Source organism: Phreatobacter sp. GW821-FHT04C01 (assembly GCF_059420385.1).
This window is the reverse complement of sequence record NZ_JBWKTP010000005.1, coordinates 205,592-220,862: the sequence shown is the minus strand read 5'-3', so window position 1 is coordinate 220,862 and position 15,271 is coordinate 205,592. Positions and strand designations below refer to the sequence as shown.

The 15,271-nt window shown below is 67.1% G+C and carries 17 protein-coding genes; 8 read left to right on the top strand and 9 right to left on the bottom strand.

The genetic code is table 11. The annotated features are described in order from the left end of the window. Nucleotides 1-130 precede the first annotated feature (130 nt). Nucleotides 131-715 carry a tyrosine phosphatase family protein gene (locus AC07WJ_RS20395; RefSeq protein ID WP_494936470.1) on the bottom strand — a complete coding sequence of 195 codons (585 nt, stop codon included), beginning with the start codon at nt 713-715 and terminating at the stop codon, nt 131-133. 129 nt (nt 716-844) lie between these two features. Here AC07WJ_RS20395 and AC07WJ_RS20390 point away from each other — a divergent pair, with 129 nt between their 5' ends. Beyond that, a complete protein-coding gene (locus AC07WJ_RS20390) occupies nt 845-1,015 on the top strand; it encodes a hypothetical protein (RefSeq protein WP_494936469.1) in 171 nt (56 codons plus the stop codon). 261 nt (nt 1,016-1,276) lie between these two features. Here the strand turns inward: AC07WJ_RS20390 and AC07WJ_RS20385 are convergent, their stop codons facing one another. Continuing rightward, the gene (locus AC07WJ_RS20385; RefSeq protein ID WP_494936468.1) at nt 1,277-2,221 is read right to left on the bottom strand and encodes a LysR family transcriptional regulator; all 945 of its coding nucleotides are present in this window, start codon (nt 2,219-2,221) and stop codon (nt 1,277-1,279) included. A gap of 424 nt (nt 2,222-2,645) precedes the next feature. On the opposite strand from AC07WJ_RS20385, the gene AC07WJ_RS20380 reads away from it, so the two are divergent. From AC07WJ_RS20380 to AC07WJ_RS20365, 4 genes are all read left to right on the top strand, one after another. Further along, nucleotides 2,646-4,775: an Ig-like domain repeat protein gene (locus AC07WJ_RS20380; protein ID WP_494936467.1), complete on the top strand. Its 2,130-nt coding sequence runs from the start codon at nt 2,646-2,648 to the stop codon at nt 4,773-4,775. A gap of 202 nt (nt 4,776-4,977) precedes the next feature. Then, nucleotides 4,978-5,673 carry a helix-turn-helix transcriptional regulator gene (locus AC07WJ_RS20375; protein ID WP_494936466.1) on the top strand — a complete coding sequence of 232 codons (696 nt, stop codon included), beginning with the start codon at nt 4,978-4,980 and terminating at the stop codon, nt 5,671-5,673. Between the two features lie 81 nt (nt 5,674-5,754). Beyond that, nucleotides 5,755-6,126, top strand: a complete 372-nt coding sequence (locus AC07WJ_RS20370; RefSeq protein ID WP_494936465.1) for a VOC family protein — start codon at nt 5,755-5,757, stop codon at nt 6,124-6,126. Nucleotides 6,127-6,141: 15 nt separating this feature from the next. Continuing rightward, nucleotides 6,142-6,570 carry an EVE domain-containing protein gene (locus AC07WJ_RS20365; RefSeq protein ID WP_494936464.1) on the top strand — a complete coding sequence of 143 codons (429 nt, stop codon included), beginning with the start codon at nt 6,142-6,144 and terminating at the stop codon, nt 6,568-6,570. Nucleotides 6,571-6,654: 84 nt separating this feature from the next. On the opposite strand, the gene AC07WJ_RS20360 is transcribed toward AC07WJ_RS20365, so the two are convergent. After that, a complete protein-coding gene (locus tag AC07WJ_RS20360) occupies nt 6,655-7,368 on the bottom strand; it encodes a ribonuclease activity regulator RraA (RefSeq protein WP_494936463.1) in 714 nt (237 codons plus the stop codon). 161 nt (nt 7,369-7,529) lie between these two features. On the opposite strand from AC07WJ_RS20360, the gene AC07WJ_RS20355 reads away from it, so the two are divergent. Next, complete coding sequence (locus AC07WJ_RS20355; RefSeq protein ID WP_494936462.1) at nt 7,530-8,402, top strand: LysR family transcriptional regulator; 873 nt, start codon at nt 7,530-7,532, stop codon at nt 8,400-8,402. A 74-nt stretch (nt 8,403-8,476) separates the two neighbouring features. On the opposite strand, the gene AC07WJ_RS20350 is transcribed toward AC07WJ_RS20355, so the two are convergent. The 5 genes from AC07WJ_RS20350 to AC07WJ_RS20330 all read right to left on the bottom strand — a co-directional run bounded on the left by AC07WJ_RS20350 (nt 8,477) and on the right by AC07WJ_RS20330 (nt 12,305). Further along, nucleotides 8,477-8,839, bottom strand: a complete 363-nt coding sequence (locus AC07WJ_RS20350; RefSeq protein ID WP_494936461.1) for a hypothetical protein — start codon at nt 8,837-8,839, stop codon at nt 8,477-8,479. 108 nt (nt 8,840-8,947) lie between these two features. Next, nucleotides 8,948-9,469 carry a DUF2867 domain-containing protein gene (locus AC07WJ_RS20345; RefSeq protein ID WP_494936460.1) on the bottom strand — a complete coding sequence of 174 codons (522 nt, stop codon included), beginning with the start codon at nt 9,467-9,469 and terminating at the stop codon, nt 8,948-8,950. Between the two features lie 159 nt (nt 9,470-9,628). Next, entirely contained in the window at nt 9,629-10,654 is a 1,026-nt protein-coding gene (locus tag AC07WJ_RS20340) for a transketolase family protein (protein WP_494936459.1), read from the bottom strand. Continuing rightward, complete coding sequence (locus AC07WJ_RS20335) at nt 10,651-11,511, bottom strand: transketolase (RefSeq protein ID WP_494936458.1); 861 nt, start codon at nt 11,509-11,511, stop codon at nt 10,651-10,653. The genes AC07WJ_RS20340 and AC07WJ_RS20335 overlap by 4 nt, the downstream gene beginning before the upstream one ends. Before the next feature lie 44 nt (nt 11,512-11,555). Then, on the bottom strand, nt 11,556-12,305 hold the full coding sequence (locus tag AC07WJ_RS20330) for an SDR family NAD(P)-dependent oxidoreductase (RefSeq protein ID WP_494936457.1): 750 nt from the start codon (nt 12,303-12,305) through the stop codon (nt 11,556-11,558). A 106-nt stretch (nt 12,306-12,411) separates the two neighbouring features. Between AC07WJ_RS20330 and AC07WJ_RS20325 the strand changes: the two genes are divergently transcribed. Beyond that, nucleotides 12,412-13,299 carry a LysR substrate-binding domain-containing protein gene (locus AC07WJ_RS20325; RefSeq protein ID WP_494936456.1) on the top strand — a complete coding sequence of 296 codons (888 nt, stop codon included), beginning with the start codon at nt 12,412-12,414 and terminating at the stop codon, nt 13,297-13,299. Between the two features lie 23 nt (nt 13,300-13,322). Here AC07WJ_RS20325 and AC07WJ_RS20320 read toward each other — a convergent pair whose 3' ends face one another. Next, complete coding sequence (locus tag AC07WJ_RS20320) at nt 13,323-13,979, bottom strand: glutathione S-transferase family protein (RefSeq protein WP_494936455.1); 657 nt, start codon at nt 13,977-13,979, stop codon at nt 13,323-13,325. 601 nt (nt 13,980-14,580) lie between these two features. Between AC07WJ_RS20320 and minC the strand changes: the two genes are divergently transcribed. Next, nucleotides 14,581-15,258 (top strand): septum site-determining protein MinC, encoded by a 678-nt coding sequence (gene minC / locus AC07WJ_RS20315; protein WP_494936454.1) that lies wholly within the window; start codon nt 14,581-14,583, stop codon nt 15,256-15,258. The last annotated feature ends 13 nt before the right edge of the window (nt 15,259-15,271 follow it).

Below are 15,271 nucleotides of genomic sequence, written 5' to 3'. Positions count from 1 at the left end.
TGGTGTGGCGCGGCGCTGGACGCGAAAGCTCACCTGAATTGACCTTCTCCCAATGGGAGAGGGTTGATTCAACAGCGCTTTTCTCCCTGAAGCCGGTGTCGGTCCGGGACGCGCCAATGGCGTCGCACCTTCAGCGATGTCCGCCCATTTCCAGCTCACGGTCGCGCTTGAGCCGCGTCATCCAGTCGACATAGCGCGGGTCGTAGTGGATCTGATGGGCGTAGTGCCGGCGCAGGGCGGCCGTCAGCCGGCCATCGCGCCGCAACTGGTCGTCGGCGAAGCCGATCATCAGGGAATTGGGCCAGGCCTGCGGGCGGATCTGCCTGAGGCGTTCGAACAGGCGGTCCTCCGGATCGTCGGGATTGGCCTGGGCGAGCAAGGTCAGCATGGCCGCGGTCGAGCGCGATACGCCCATGTGGCAATGCACCAGCAGATGGCCTTCGGTCCGCCCGTCGCGCGACCCCGCGAGATCGGCGCCGAAGCGCAGGACCTCCGCGACATGGTCCGCCGCGGGCAGGATCTGGCCCGGCATGGGATCGATGATGTCGTGAAACTGCAGGACCGAGCGCTGGTGCGCGCCATAGCGCCGGAACGTCTCGATCTCCGGCCAGTCCGGGTCGATGATCGACAGCACATGGCTGACCGACCGGCCGCTATGGTCGGCGAGTTCCTCGATGCCGCAAATGGTGAGGACGGAAATGGCGATATTCTGCATCGTTGAGGCCCCGTACCGGCGAGCTGCGCAACCGCCCCGGGGGCGACGCTCCGACTGGATGTCAGGCGCTCATCGTCACAGGCAATTTCGCCGGATCTTGGGCCTTTGGCTCGCCGGACATAGGGGCGCATGGCACCTGTGCTGCGCGGACGGGCGGTCTTTTGCTCGTCCGCACCGTCCTGGTCGATGGCCGGCCGCGATTCGGACGCCTACGCCTGGGCGAATGCCATGCCGGGGCACGGGATGATGCTGAGAAAAGTCATTTTCGCGAATGAATTGCGGGTCAAAATCATCTCCTGATGCCGCGCGACCTTGCGAGGATCGGGAGATGAACGCCAGGCGGAGGGCGGTTCGAGGCAGCGTCGAACAACGATCGCCGTGATGGTCTGGCCGCCACGGATCACGTGGAAGGTGGGGCGCGTCACCTACCTCGCAAGAGCACTTGCCCTCGACCCGCCTCGGGCAAAGGATCGGGGAAGTGCATTGTCGACCTCATGACCCCTCCATCCTGCCCGCTCCCGGCAACGGAGCGGGCCTTCTTTTGGGCCGCCGCGTGCTGCCTCAGTTCCGTGCCGGAGCCTGCGACGCCGGTTTGGCCACGGCGATCGCCCGGATGATCTTGATGAAGGCCGTGACGGCGGGAGCTGGCGTTCGGTTGCGCGGATAGATCAGGCCGAACTCGATGTCGATCGGCGCCGGCTGCATCGTCAGACGAGCCAGTTCGCCCCTGGCCCAATAGGGTTCGAGCAGTGGTACCGGCGCCCAGCTGATGGCATCGCCCGACGACACGGCCTGGCGCATGGCCGCAAAGCTCTCGACCCAGATCCTGGGAACGAAGCCGCCGGATTTCGGCACGGTCAAAGCACGGTTTTCGCCGGCGCTCTCCATGGCCTCCGAGGCGTAGTGGGTGGGGCGGGGGCCGGCGAGCGGAAAGTCCGCGAGATCCATCTCCTTGATGGTCGGGTGCTTGAGCAGCGGATGTCCCGGTCGGCAGAACAGTGCGACCTTGACGGTGACCAGCTTTTCGAAGGCGAGTTCGTCGAGCCCTCTCACTTCGACGAGATCGGCGACCGCGATATCCGAATTGCCGTTCAGGACGTCCTTTACCGCCCGCCGGCTCTCGCTGGACCGCATGCGGCAGCGAACATTCGGAAAGTCCTTGGCCAGCCGGCCGAGCGCCTGGGGCACCCAGAGTTCGGACGGGAACGTGCCGGCACTGACCGTGACCTCGCCGACCTCGAGCCCCCGGGCCAGGCGGATTTCGCGGACGAGGTTGTCCATGCTGCGGATGACGGGCTGGCCCCAGGCCAGCACGATCCGACCGAACATGGTCGGCTCCGGAATGCCGGTGCCCCGGTCGAACAGCCGGACCTCGAGATCGGTCTCGATGGCCTGCAGCGCCCGCGTCAGGGCGGATTGGGTGATGCCCAGCGCCTCGGCGGCGCGGCCGAAATGCCGGTGCTGCGCCAGGGCTTCCACGATCTCGATATGTCTTAATGTCAGCATTATGCGTTTAGCTCATTGAATTATGATTCGGATGAATTTGACACATTGTCTCCTGTCTTGTCATCACTTTCGAGCGATCAAGACTCACTGCCGGGGGGCCGTGCGGCGGGCCGGATCGCCGTCGACGGGACGACCGCCGCGAGCGCGTCATTCCCGGGAGAACTGAAATCGCTGCGTCGCATCGACGGCGGAGCGGGCATCGCGGGCAAGGAATGGGGGCGGCGGGGCGCTGCTTCCGGGGGCATGAACGATCATGAAAGAGACCAGGCATAGGGCCCGGCGCCGCGCGGCGGCCGGGAGTGGGGCAGCTTTGTCCAAATGGTTGAGTGGAAGCGGAGCGCAGTCGTGCCTTTCGGCTGTCAGGCGTTTCGCCGCGGCCTTGGTCCTGGCGGTCCTTGCCGGCCTCGCCACGCCGAGCGCGGCCTTGGCCGTTTCGGCCGGCTGCACCGCCGTCAATGCCGGCGCCTTGAATGCGACGAACAGCGTGGGTGTAACGCTCACCGCCGCGTTCCTGAAGGGCGACAAGGTCCGGATCAATTTTACCGGCTCGACCGACTGGATCTATCTCAATTTCCCATTTTCGGGCACCGAGTCTGCCTTCGGGCAGGACGTGAGCTCGCTCACTCTCGAGAGTGTCAGCAATACCACTTCCGTCCGTTGGTTCACGCGCTATGGCACCGCCACCGTCACGGCCACCTGCATACCGGCTCCTGCGGCCAGCAACACCGGCATTTCATCCTCGGCCAATCCAGCCAGGCCCGGCGAATCCGTGACCTTCACCGCAACCGTTTTCGGCAATGCGGGCACGCCGACCGGCACCGTCACCTTTACCGATGGTGCGACGACGCTCGGCACGGGCACCCTTTCCGGCGGCACGGCCACCTTCTCCACGTCCGCGCTGACGCTGGGCAATCATTCGATCAAGGCGTCCTATGGTGGCGACAGCAACTATGCCGTCAGCACCTCGGGGACGCTGACGCAGATCATCGGCAATCCGACCACGACCACCTCGGTGAGTTCCTCGCTCAATCCGGCCAGGCTCGGCCAGTCGGTCACCTTCACCGCGACGGTGACCGGCAGCTCCGGCACGCCGGCCGGTCCGGTCACCTTCTACGACGGCGCGACGCAACTCGGCACCGCCACGCTCTCCGGCGGCTCGGCGACGTTTTCGACGTCGGCGCTGGCCATCGGCAACCACCGGATCACTGTCGTCTATGCCGACAGTGCCGACCACAAGGGCAGCACGTCCGCGCCGCTGAGCCAGGCCGTGATCGAAACCGGCACGACCACCATGCTCGTCTCCTCGCGCAATCCGAGCGAGGTCGGCCAGGCCGTCACCTTCACCGCGAGCGTCACCTCGCCCGGTGGCACGCCCACCGGTTCGGTGAGCTTCAGGAACGGCGGTACCGTCATCGGCACCGGCACGCTCGCCGGCGGCAGCGCCAGCTTCACCACATCGTCGCTCGCCAAGGGCAGCCATGTCATCACCGCCGCCTATGACGGCGACGGCGGCTTCACCGCCAGCACCTCGGCCGGCCTCACCCAGGCAGTCAACATTCCCGGCGACAGCGTCAGGCTGCGCAGCCTGCAGGTCATCGTGACGCGCATGGTGGCGCAGGTGTCCGGCCAGGCCATCACCAGCGCGGTCGATGCCGCCATCGCCGAGGCCTTCGCCGAGGATGGGGCCAGCCTCACTCCCACCCAGATGTCGCTCCGTTTCAACTCGGGTGCTGCCTCCGGCGAGCGGGGCGGCCGTACCCCGCGCGAGACCCGCGACTGGCTGTTCTGGATGGACATCCGCGGCATGAGCCAGCAGCCGGTCGATACCAACACCGCCCGCGTCGATATCCGGGGCAGCCAGATCAATGCGCTGGCCGGCGTCACCCGCCGGCTGACGCCCGGCCTGGTCGTCGGTGTCATGGGCGGCTTCGAGAGCTTCGACTTCACTTCGCAGTCGCTTGCCGGCCGCCTCAAGGGCCAGGGCCTCACCGCCGGCGCCTATCTCGGCTGGCAGATCATGCAGGGCATCCGCTTCGACGCGGCTCTGGCCCATTCCTGGCTCGACTACGAAGGCCAGGCCGGCACCGCTTCCGGCGCCTTCGCCGGCCGGCGCCTGCTCGCCAGCGCGGGCATTACCGGCACCTACCGGCTGCAGGCCTTCGTCTTCGAGCCTTCGGCGCGCGTCTTCGGCCTCTGGGAGAGCCAGAACGCCTATATCGACAGCCTCGGCACCGCCCAGGACAAGAACAGCTTCATGACCGGCCGGGCCTCCGGCGGCCTGAAGATCAGCTACCACTATGCCTATAGCCCGGCGGTGACGCTCATCCCGTCGCTCGGGCTCTATGGTGACTATTACTTCTCCGGCGACAGCGCCGCGGCGCTGAACTCCACCGGCACGGCTGCAATCGCCGACGGCTGGTCGGCGCGGCTTGCCGCCGGTCTCGGCCTGTCGATCGCCGGGGGCGCCAAAATGTCGCTCGACGGCGAATTGGGGGGGCTTGGGTCCGCCACCCGCCGCTGGACGGTGCGTGGCAAGGTGGCGGTGCCATTCTGAGCCCTGTGTGAGACCTCGACAAGCAAGCCCGCCGGTTCATCCGGCGGGCTTTTTTGTCACCGGCTTGTTGGGTCCGGTGATGTGTTTTCATCATCGAATTTTGCCTTGAACGAATTGCCCCTTGTTCGGCTCCTGCGGCCTTGCCGCGCTCCTGCTGCCAAAATCTGGCATCATGTGATCTTTCGTGCCAAAGCTTCGGTTGATGTCGCGATCCGAACGCCTGCTCGATCTCCTGCAAGTCCTGCGTCGCCATCGCCGCCCGGTCAGCGGCCGCACGCTGGCCGGCGGCCTCGGCGTCAGCATCCGCACGCTCTATCGCGACATCGCCACCTTGCGGGCCCAGGGCGCCGACATCGAAGGCGAGCCCGGTATCGGCTATATCCTGCGACCGGGCTTCATGCTGCCGCCGCTGATGTTCTCGGAGGACGAGATCGAGGCGCTGGTGCTCGGCTCGCGCTGGGTGGCCGACCGCGCCGACGATCCCTTGGGATCGGCTGCCCGCAACGCGCTGGCGAAAATCGCCGCGGTGCTGCCCGCCGACCTGCGCCAGGGGCTCGACGGCGCGACGCTGATCGTCGGCCCGGGCGAGGCGATCGCCGCCGACGCCGTCGATCTCGCCGGCATTCGCAAGGCGATCCGCGCCGAGCGCAAGCTCGACATCGCCTACCGGGACGCCACGGGAAAGCCGTCGCGCCGGATCATCTGGCCTTTCGCTCTCGGCTTCTTCGACCGTGTCCGGATCGTTCTCGGTTGGTGCGAATTGCGCCAGGATTTCCGGCATTTCCGCGCCGACCGGATCGTCGACCTGACGGTGACCGACAGCCGCTATCCGCGCCGACGCCAGGCGCTTCTCAAGGCCTGGCGCGAAAAGGAGGGCATTGCCCGATCCTTCGAATGATCGTGTCTTTCGATTCATACTGCCAGAAACTGACAGCATGCCGCTCTAGCGTCGCCTTGTCGAACAACAGGAGCGACGTCCATGACCCACCCGAGCTACATTCTCCTTTATGTGAACAGCCCTGCGGCGAGCGGGCGTTTCTACCAGGCCCTGCTGGCGAGCGAGCCGGTCGAGAATTCCGAGACCTTCGTCCTGTTCGCCCTGGCGACCGGCCTCAAGCTCGGTCTCTGGTCGCGGCATACGGTCGAACCGGCGCCGTCAGCGGGCGGCGGCGGAGGCGAGATCGGCTTCCAGCTCGACAGCGACGCCGAAGTCGACGCGACCCATGCGGCCTGGAAGGCGCTGGGCATCCCGATCCTGCAGGAACCGGTGGTGCTGGATTTCGGCCGCACCTTCGTCGGCCTCGATCCGGACGGCCACCGCTTGCGCGTCTACGCCCTGGCGCAGCAATAGAGGCGGGCGCGCACCATGACCGGCTACTGGATCGCGGTTGCCTCGGCGGAGCATGTCCGCCGGGGCCGGACCGAGGGCTTCATGCAGGTCTGTCACGGCAAGGCCGGTCCGCTACGGCGGGTCAAACCGGGCGATCGCGTTGCCTATTACTCGCCGACGGTGACATTCGCGGCCAAGGATCGGCTGCAGGCCTTCACGGCGATCGGTACGGTTCGATCGGGCGAAGCCTATCTCGCCGACATGGGCGGCGGCTTTCGCCCCTGGCGCCGCGACATCGCCTGGGACGAGGCGCGCGAGGTGCCGATCCGGCCCTTGCTGGGTGCACTCGATTTCACCGCCGGGGAGGCGAACTGGGGTTACCAGTTCCGGTTCGGCCTGCTGCCGGTCAGCCGAGGGGATTTCGAACGGATCGAGGCCGCCATGGCGATGGCGATCGGCGTCTGATCAGCCGGCCGAACCTGGCCGCCCCGGGGAGGAAAGCGGTGCGACGGCTGCCGCCGCGCCATTGCCGGCGCGGCAACTCGGCGCTCAGCCTTGGGTGGTCTTGCTGACGAAAGCCTCGTAGCGCGCCTTGTTTTCGGCATTCGGCGGATAGAGCCCCGGCAGGCTGGCGCCGCTCTCGACCTCGCCCATGATCCAGCCCTCCAGGCGTTCCTGATCCGGTGCGACCGACACGACATGGTCGATCAGAGCCGCCGGGATCAGCACGGCGCCGTCGTCATCCACCACGATGAGATCGTCGGGGAACACCGCGACGCCGCCGCAGGCGATCGGCTCCTGCCAATTGACGAAGGTAAGGCCGGCGACCGAGGGCGGGGCGGCGCCGCCCTGGCACCAGACCGGCAGGCCGGTGCCCAGCACGCCGGCGACGTCGCGCACGACACCATCGGTGATCAGCGCCGCGACGCCCTTCTTCGCCATGCGGGCGCAGAGAATGTCGCCGAAAATGCCGGCATCCGTGACGCCCATGGCGTCGACGACGGCGATGCAGCCTTCCGGCATGGCCTCGATCGCCGCGCGGGTCGATTTCGGCGAGGACCAGGATTCAGGTGTCGCCAGGTCTTCGCGCGCCGGCACGAAGCGCAGCGTGAAGGCACGGCCAACGAGGCGCGGCTGCCCGGCGCGCAGCGGGCGGGTGCCGCGCAGCCAGACATTGCGCAAGCCCTTCTTGAGCAGGACCGTGGTGATGGTGGCGGTCGAGATGACCGACAATGTCTCGATGATCTTCCGATCGAGCGTCATGGCGATGCGTCCTGGTCGTGGGGGCAGATGCCGGCGATGAGGCTGCCGTCGATGCGAGCGACGGGGCTGCGTCTCCGGTCTGAAGGCCGGGCGAGTATGGGGGCGTGGAATCGGTAACAAAATCTATGTAATTGTATCGTCAGAAGATGGATTTTGTTTGTATGGACACGCGCTTCCTCGAGAGCTTCGTGACGGTCGTGGACAAGGGGTCGATCGCGGAGGCCGCGCGCCGGCTGCACCTGACGCCGGCGGCCGTCGCGCAGCGGCTCCGGGCTCTGGAAAGCGAGATCGGCAAGCCACTGGTTTCGCGCGCCGGCCGTACCGTCAGGCCGACCGAAACCGGCATCGCCATGCTGGAGCGCGCCCGCCTGCTGCTGCGCCAGGTCCGCGACCTCAAGGCGACCAGCGCCGACGGCGTGCTGATCGGCGAGCTGCGCCTGGGCGCCACCGCGACCGCGCTGACCGGCATGATGCCGGCGATCCTGTCGTCGCTCGCAGCCGCCCACCCGCAGATCGAGATCTACATCGTGCCGGGCGTGTCGGTCGAACTCTACCACCAGGTGATCGGCGGCGACCTGGACGCCGCCATCATCGTCCAGCCGCCATTCGCGATTCCGAAGGCTTGCGCCTGGCAGACATTGCACGAAGAGCGGCTCGTCGTGCTGACGCCCGCCGGCATGCCGGCGCAAGACCCGCATCGGCTGCTCGCGAGCCAACCCTTCATCCGCTACGACCGCAACCATTGGGGCGGGCAGATCGTCGACCGCTATCTGCGCCAGGCGCGCATCCGTCCGCAGGAGCGTTTCGAACTCGATGCCCTCGATGCGATCGCCGCCATGGTCGACCGCGGCCTCGGCGTCTCACTGGTGCCGGATTGGGCGCCGCCCTGGCCGGAAGGTCTGTCGCTCGCCAAACTGGCTGTTCCCGAGCCGGGCTGGGGCAGGCGGGTCGGCCTGTTCTGGGGCCATATGTCGCCGCGCGCCGGGCTCGTCCGGGCGCTGCGCCAGAATGCCGCGGCGGCCATGCCGGGCTGAGCGGCGGCCGGCAGCGGTTGTCCGCAGCCGCGCCAGCCGGGCAAACCGGCCGGCACGATGCGGCACGCTGTTGTTCAGCGGGCGATCGCGCGGGACCGAAGCCGCTCGACGACGAGCGGGCGCTTGTGCTCGACGACGACCGTACGCTTGAAGGGAGCGGCGGTCAGCGTACGAACAGGCGGCTGCTGCCTCTGCGGCTGCGGCTGCCGCACCGGCAGGCCGGCGCTGCCGACCCGCTGCCGGATCTCGTCTTCGCTGCAGCCGAGCAGTCCGGCCGCGATGGCGATCTGATCGGCGGCGTTATCGGACAGGTCGGCCGCCGCCTCCAGAGCCTCGCGAATCGTCGGCGGCTCGTGGCGAGGCCGCAAGGTTCTTGCCGGAAGGGTTGTCCACGGACGCATCGGTTTCTTTCCTGTCGAGCGGGCATGCATGCTCATGTATGGTGCATCGCACAATATCGTATCGCGACGCAGCAATGCAAGGCGCTCTGGCGCGTGGCGGCTATTCCGCGCAGGCGCAGCGATCGGCCGATCGGGCAATCGTGATTACAGCCGTCCGGCTGCGATGGCGGTCGAGATCAGCCGCCGGACACCCCATCGATGGAAGGGGGTGATGAAGAACAGATAGACCTTGCCGGCCGTGTTGTGCACCAGGCAAATCGTCGAAACCGTGACGCTGGCGGCCCCGCCCTCCGTCGATTTCAGCACGGAGAGCCTGAAGTCCAGGTGCTTGTTGTCGCGCCCGGCGACCAGTTCGGTATCGCTCAGGGCAAAGATCGGCCAGACGCCGATCGTGTCGCCGACGCGGTAGTCTTGTCTGACCGTAGGATTAAGGACCTCGGAGGCCGTCGGTGCATCGAGCCCAAAGAGGGCCGCGGCGCGGTTGCGGGCCATCAGGATGGCCTTCATCCACATCGGGTGATGGGCGAAGATGGCGAGAAAGATGTCGACGACGCCGGCATCGCCGCGGCTCAACGGTGCGCGATAGGAATCCCGGAAATAGGCGGCCGCGACCTGCCGGCGATCCAGCAGGCTGAGCGCAGGGATCTCGCATTCCACGACGGTCATGAGATGGCCCGGTATTGCCGATCGAAGGCGGGCGCATACCGTATCCCGGCGGGCTCGCGGCTCAAAGCAGCGACGATGCCCATTTCATCGCCCGCCGATGGATGTCTTCGGCAACCAGCCAGGTCTGGTCCATGATCCGATCGGAGCGGGCCCCGATCGTCAGAGCCAGCTCTTGATCTTGGCGGCCACGGCGGATGTCGAAATGCCGTAGCGGTCGTGCAGCGTCGGCAGCGCCCCGGCATCGAGGAATTCGTCGGGCAGCGCGATCTGGCGGAACGGCGGCGTCACGCCGGAGCGCATCAGCAGGCCGGCGACCGCCTCGCCGAGACCACCGACGATAGTGTGGTTCTCGGCGACGATCACCATCCGGCCCGAGCGGGCGGCTTCCTGGAGGATCGTCGCCTCGTCGAGCGGCTTGATGGTCGGCACATGCAGCACGCCGACATCGACGCGATCGGCGGCCAGCGCCGCGGCGGCCTCCAGCGCGCGCATGGTCATGAAGCCCGACGAGATGACCAGCGCGTCGCGGCCGTCGCGGATGAGCTTCGCCTTGCCGAGCTCGAAGGTGTAGCCATATTCGTCGAGCATCAGGGGCACGTTGCCGCGCAAGAGGCGCATATAGACCGGGCCCTGATGGGCGGCGATGGCGGGCACGACTTGGCTGATCTCATGGGCATCGCAGGGGTCGATGATCGTCATGTTCGGCAGGCCGCGGAAGATCGCGATGTCTTCGGTCGCCTGATGGCTGGGGCCGTAGCCGGTGGTCAACCCCGGCAGGGCGCAGACGATCTTGACGTTCAGGCTCTCCTCGGCGATCGCCATGCAGATGAAGTCATAGGCACGTCTCGCCGCGAAGACCGCATAGGTGGTGGCGAATGGCGTAAAGCCTTCGCGCGCCAGGCCCGCGGCGGTGCTCATCAGGAGCTGCTCGGCCATGCCCATCTGGTAGAAGCGGTCGGGATAGGCCTGCGCGAAAATGTGCAGGTCGGTATATTTGCTGAGATCAGCGGAGAGGCCGACAATGTCGGGCCGGGTTGCGGCGAGCGCGGTCAGCGCATGGCCGAAGGGCGCCGGCGCGGTGCGCTGATCGGGCGTCGCGAGCGAGGCGATCATCGCCGATGTGGTCAGGCGCGCGCCCGCGCTGTTGGCTTGCGGCACGGGGCGATCATATTTCGAGCGTTTCATGCGGCCCTCCCGGCGTCGAGCACCTCGATCGCCTTCTGCCATTCGTCGGCTTCGACGCGCAGGAAGTGGTTGCGTTCGCGCGCCTCGAGGAAGGGCACGCCCTTGGCCATCCGGGTGTCGCAGATGACGATGCGCGGCTTCGGCTCGGCCAGCGCCCGCGCGCAGTCGAAGGCTTTCACGACCGCCCCGATATCATTGCCGTCGACGCGCTGGACATGCCAGCCGAAGGCTTCGAATTTGGGCGCCAGCGGCTCGAAATTCGACACCTGGGTGGACGGCCCGTCGGCCTGCATGTTGTTCACGTCGACGATGCCGATGAGGTTGCCGAGCCTGTGGTTGCCGGCCGCCATGGCCGCCTCCCAGGTCGAGCCCTCGTCGAGCTCGCCGTCGGAGAACAGGTTGTAGACGAAGGAACCCGAGCGCTTGCGCTTCAGGCCGAGCCCGATGCCGACAGCGATGCCGAGGCCATGGCCGAGCGAGCCGCCGGTGATCTCCATGCCCGGCGTATAGGCGGCCATGCCGGACATCGGCAGGCGGCTGTCGTCGCCGCCATAGGTGGTCAACTCGTCCTCGGGCAGGATGCCCGCCTCGATCAGTGCCGCGTAGAGCGCGATGGCATAGTGGCCGATAGACAGCAGGAAGCGGTCGCGGCCCTCCCATTCCGGATCGTCGGGGCGGTAGCGCAGCGCATGGAAATAGGCCACCGCCAGCACGTCGGCGATACCGAGCGCCTGGGCGATATAACCCTGGCCCTGCACCTCGCCCATGCGCAGCGCATAACGCCGGATGCGGTAGGCGCGCTCGTCCAGGCTGACATTGGCCCGCGCGAGCGGTGAAACATGGGGTTGGTCTTGCATGGATCGGGTCCTGGTCCGTCGGCGACCGTTGGCTCGGAAAGGGCTTAGTGGATGAGCATGCCGCCGTTCACGTCAATCACCGCACCGGTGACATAGGCCGAGAGGTCGGAGGCGAGGAACAAATAGATGCCGGCGACGTCGTCGGCCGTGCCGAGGCGGCCGAGCGGAATGCCTTCGACGATTTGGGTCTTCATCTCGGCGGAGAGCTTGTCGCCGGTAATGTCGGTCTGGATCAGCCCGGGGGTGACGCAGTTGACCCGGATGCCGTCGGGCCCGAGCTCGCGGGCCATGGCCTTGGCGAGGCCGAGCACGCCGGCTTTGGCCGCCGAATAATGCGGCCCGCCGAAAATGCCGCCGCCGCGCTGCGCCGAGACCGAGGACATGCAGGCGATCGAACCGGACTTGCGCGAACGCATATGCGGAATGACCGCCTGGCTCAGATGCAGCACGCCGGTCAGGTTGACGTCGATGATCCGTTCCCAGCTCGGCCCGTCGATCTCCATGATCTTCACCGGCTGGGTGATGCCGGCATTGTTGACGAGAATGTCGATCTGGCCGAAGGCCGCCAGGGTCTGGGCGATCGCCCGTTCGCAGGCGGCACGGTCGACGACATCGCAGGTGATCCCGATATGGCCGGGGCCGAGCGAACTCGCCGCCGCCTTCGCGGCGGTCTCGTCGAGATCGAGAATGGCGACGCGCGCGCCGTGGGCGGCATAGGTACGGGCGGTGGCAAGCCCGATCCCGCGCAAGCTGGCGGCGCCCGAAATGACCGCGGTTCTGCCTTTGAGCAGCATGGCCTTTCCTCCGTGGGGTGTTGAAATTTTCCGAACCTTGGTCGGGATGGCTCCCACGATCAATTGCAAGCCTTGCAAGGACTCTTGAATCTTGTTCAAGTAAGCCATGCCGCCCTTTTCGCTGCAGAACCTGCGTGCCTTTGAAGCGGCCGGCCGCAACGCCTCGTTCCGTGCCGCCGCCGACGAGCTGCACCTGTCGATCAGCGCGGTCAGCCATGCCGTGCGCAAGCTCGAAGCCTCGCTCGGCGTCACCTTGTTCGAACGCAATGGCCGGGGCGTCCGCCTCAGCGCCGAAGGCGAGGCGCTGCTGCGCCATGTCAGCCGTGGCTTCGAGGAAATCGGCCGCGGCATGGAGCTGGTCGCGGCCCGCGGCCCCCAGTTGCTGCGGCTGCACTGCGCACCGAGTTTCGCGGCGCAATGGCTGACGCCCAGGCTGGCCGACTTCATGGAGCGGCATCCGGGCATTGCCGTGCGCCTGTCGGCTGATGTCGACTATCCGCGCTACCCCAACGAGGAGTTCGACGCCGGTATCGTTTATGGGGTGCCGACGCAGGACAATATCGTGGTGATCCCGCTCGGCACGGAGACGGTGACGCCGCTCTGCTCGCCGAAGCTCGCGGTCTCGATCACCCGGGTCGAGGATCTCTATGACCGTGTGCTGATCGACAGCGATTTCAAGAAGGTGCGCTGGTCGGACTGGTTCGCGGCCAACGACCTGTCATCGATCCCGCCGCGCGCGGCGCGGTTCGACCGCAGCTTCCTCGCCATCACCGCCGCGGTCGAAAATCTCGGTGTCGCGCTCGAGTCGACGAGGCTCGCCGCGCGCGAGATCGCCTCGGGCCGCCTGGTCATGCCGCTCGCCGGCCGCGTCCGCGACATCGACTATGTCGGCCATTACCTGGTGTTCCCTGCCTCCAGCCGGCAGCGCGCGGCACTCCGGGTCTTCGTCACATGGCTCAGCGGCGAGCTGGGTCTGCCGCTCGCCGCGCTTTGATGGGGCGCAAGCCTTGCGCGCTATCAGCCGGGCAGGCCCGGATCGGTCGCGCCAAGGCTCGGCCTGTCCTGCATGAAGGCCCACCATGCCGACAGCCCGGGATAGTCCGGCAACAGCGTTCGTCCCTCCGGCGCCGTGACGAAACAGGCGATCATCGGTGCCAGATGCAGGTCGGCGAGCGACAGGGTGTCTCCGACCAGAGGGCCCGCGCCGCCGGCGCGTTCGCCCGGAGGCGCCAGGTCTTCGAGCGCCGCCAGGAAGCGTGCCGCGCCGTCGAGGCCCGTGCGGATCAGCGCCTCATCGGCGGCGCGGCCGAGACGTGGGCCGAAGACACGTTGCGCGAACACCTGCCGGACCAGGGGGACATAACCGTAGGAATCGATCATCGCGATGATCTGCGCCATGCGGGCGCGTTGGCGGGCTGGCCCGGGCTGCAGGCGCGCGCCCGGGAAGGCCTCGTCGATATAGCGCGTGATGGCGCCGGTCTCGTAGAGCACGAAGCCGTCATGCACGAGGGTCGGTACCCGGCGGAACGGATGGAGCCGGAGATAGGCTTCCGGCATGTCTTCGGCGAACGGATTGACCTCGGCGTGCACGCAGGCCACGGCCTTTTCGGCCAGCACCATCCGGACGATCCTGACATAGACGCTGTAGTGGTAGCCGTGCAGCGTCAACGGCATGGCGCCGCTCCCGCCTGGGCGACGACCCGGAGACGGCGGGCGTCGGACATCCGTCGGTCGGACGCTACGGCGATGGGCATCCGCGGCCACTCCCGCAATTGCATGGACCGCTCCCTCGAAGGTGGCTGCGGGATTGGTAGCCGACCCGGCACACCCTCGCCACCATCGATTCCGGCGGTGGCGAGACGGACATCGCTACTTCGCGCTTCCGACCCGTGGCTTGACGCTGCACACGGCAGCGAGCTGGCCGCGCAGAATGCTCAAGGCGTCCCGCTCGGCCTGGTTCAGGCCATCGCGTGTGAGGTGATCGAGCAGCACTTCGAGTGCATCGCCGATCCGGCCGAGCTGCCGGCCGGCATCGGCGTGCGAAAGCCGGCGTCCTTGCAGGTTGGAATGGCCCGGCGTGGCGGCCGCCTGCGGCTCTCTCGAAAGCTGTGGGACAGCGCGCGCTCAGCCTCGCGATTTAGATTTCATTAACCACGTCGGAGTAGCGTTAACACATCAGTAAGGACCCGCTTTTGTGACGACCATCGCGCCCGTTCAGACCACCAGCGTCCCCCCCGTTCAGCGGAAATCCATCCGCTTTCCCGCGCGCTCGTTCATGGCCTTCGCACTGGCACCCGAAGCCCCGTTGCAGGAGTGGCTGGAAGCCCTGGATCGCTGGACCGAGAACTCCCCGGGGTTCTTTGCCGGCCGGCCGGTCGTGCTGGACCTCAAGGTCCTCAAGCCCAGGGCGAGCGAGGTCAGCGCCCTCGTCGCGCAGCTCGCCGAGCGCGGAATCAGGATTTACGCGATCGAGGCCATCGGCATCGATTCGCTCGGCCCCGACCTGCCGCCGGTGCTGATCGGCGCCAGGACATCGGTCATCTTCGAATCGAAGACACAGCGCGAGCAGAAGGCCGCGGCACCCGAGCCTGCCGCGCCGGAGCCCAGGGAAGAGCCGCCGGCCTCGAGCTCGCTGATCATCCAGTCGCCGATCCGCTCCGGCCAGTCGGTCTATCATCCGCAAGGCGATGTCATCGTGCTCGGCTCGGTCGGTTCCGGCTCCGAGATCGTCGCGGGCGGGTCCGTCCATGTCTACGGCACCTTGCGCGGGCGCGTCTTCGCCGGCGCCACGGGCAATGACAAGGCGCGCATCTTCTGTCGCAAGAACGAAGCGGAGCTGCTGGCGGTGGATGGCTGGTACCACACCGCCGAGGACATGGAGCCGTCGTCGCGCGGCAGGCCGATACAGGTTTTTCTCGAGAACGGCGCGATCCACGTCGCGGCCCTGAACTGACGCATTGGAGATA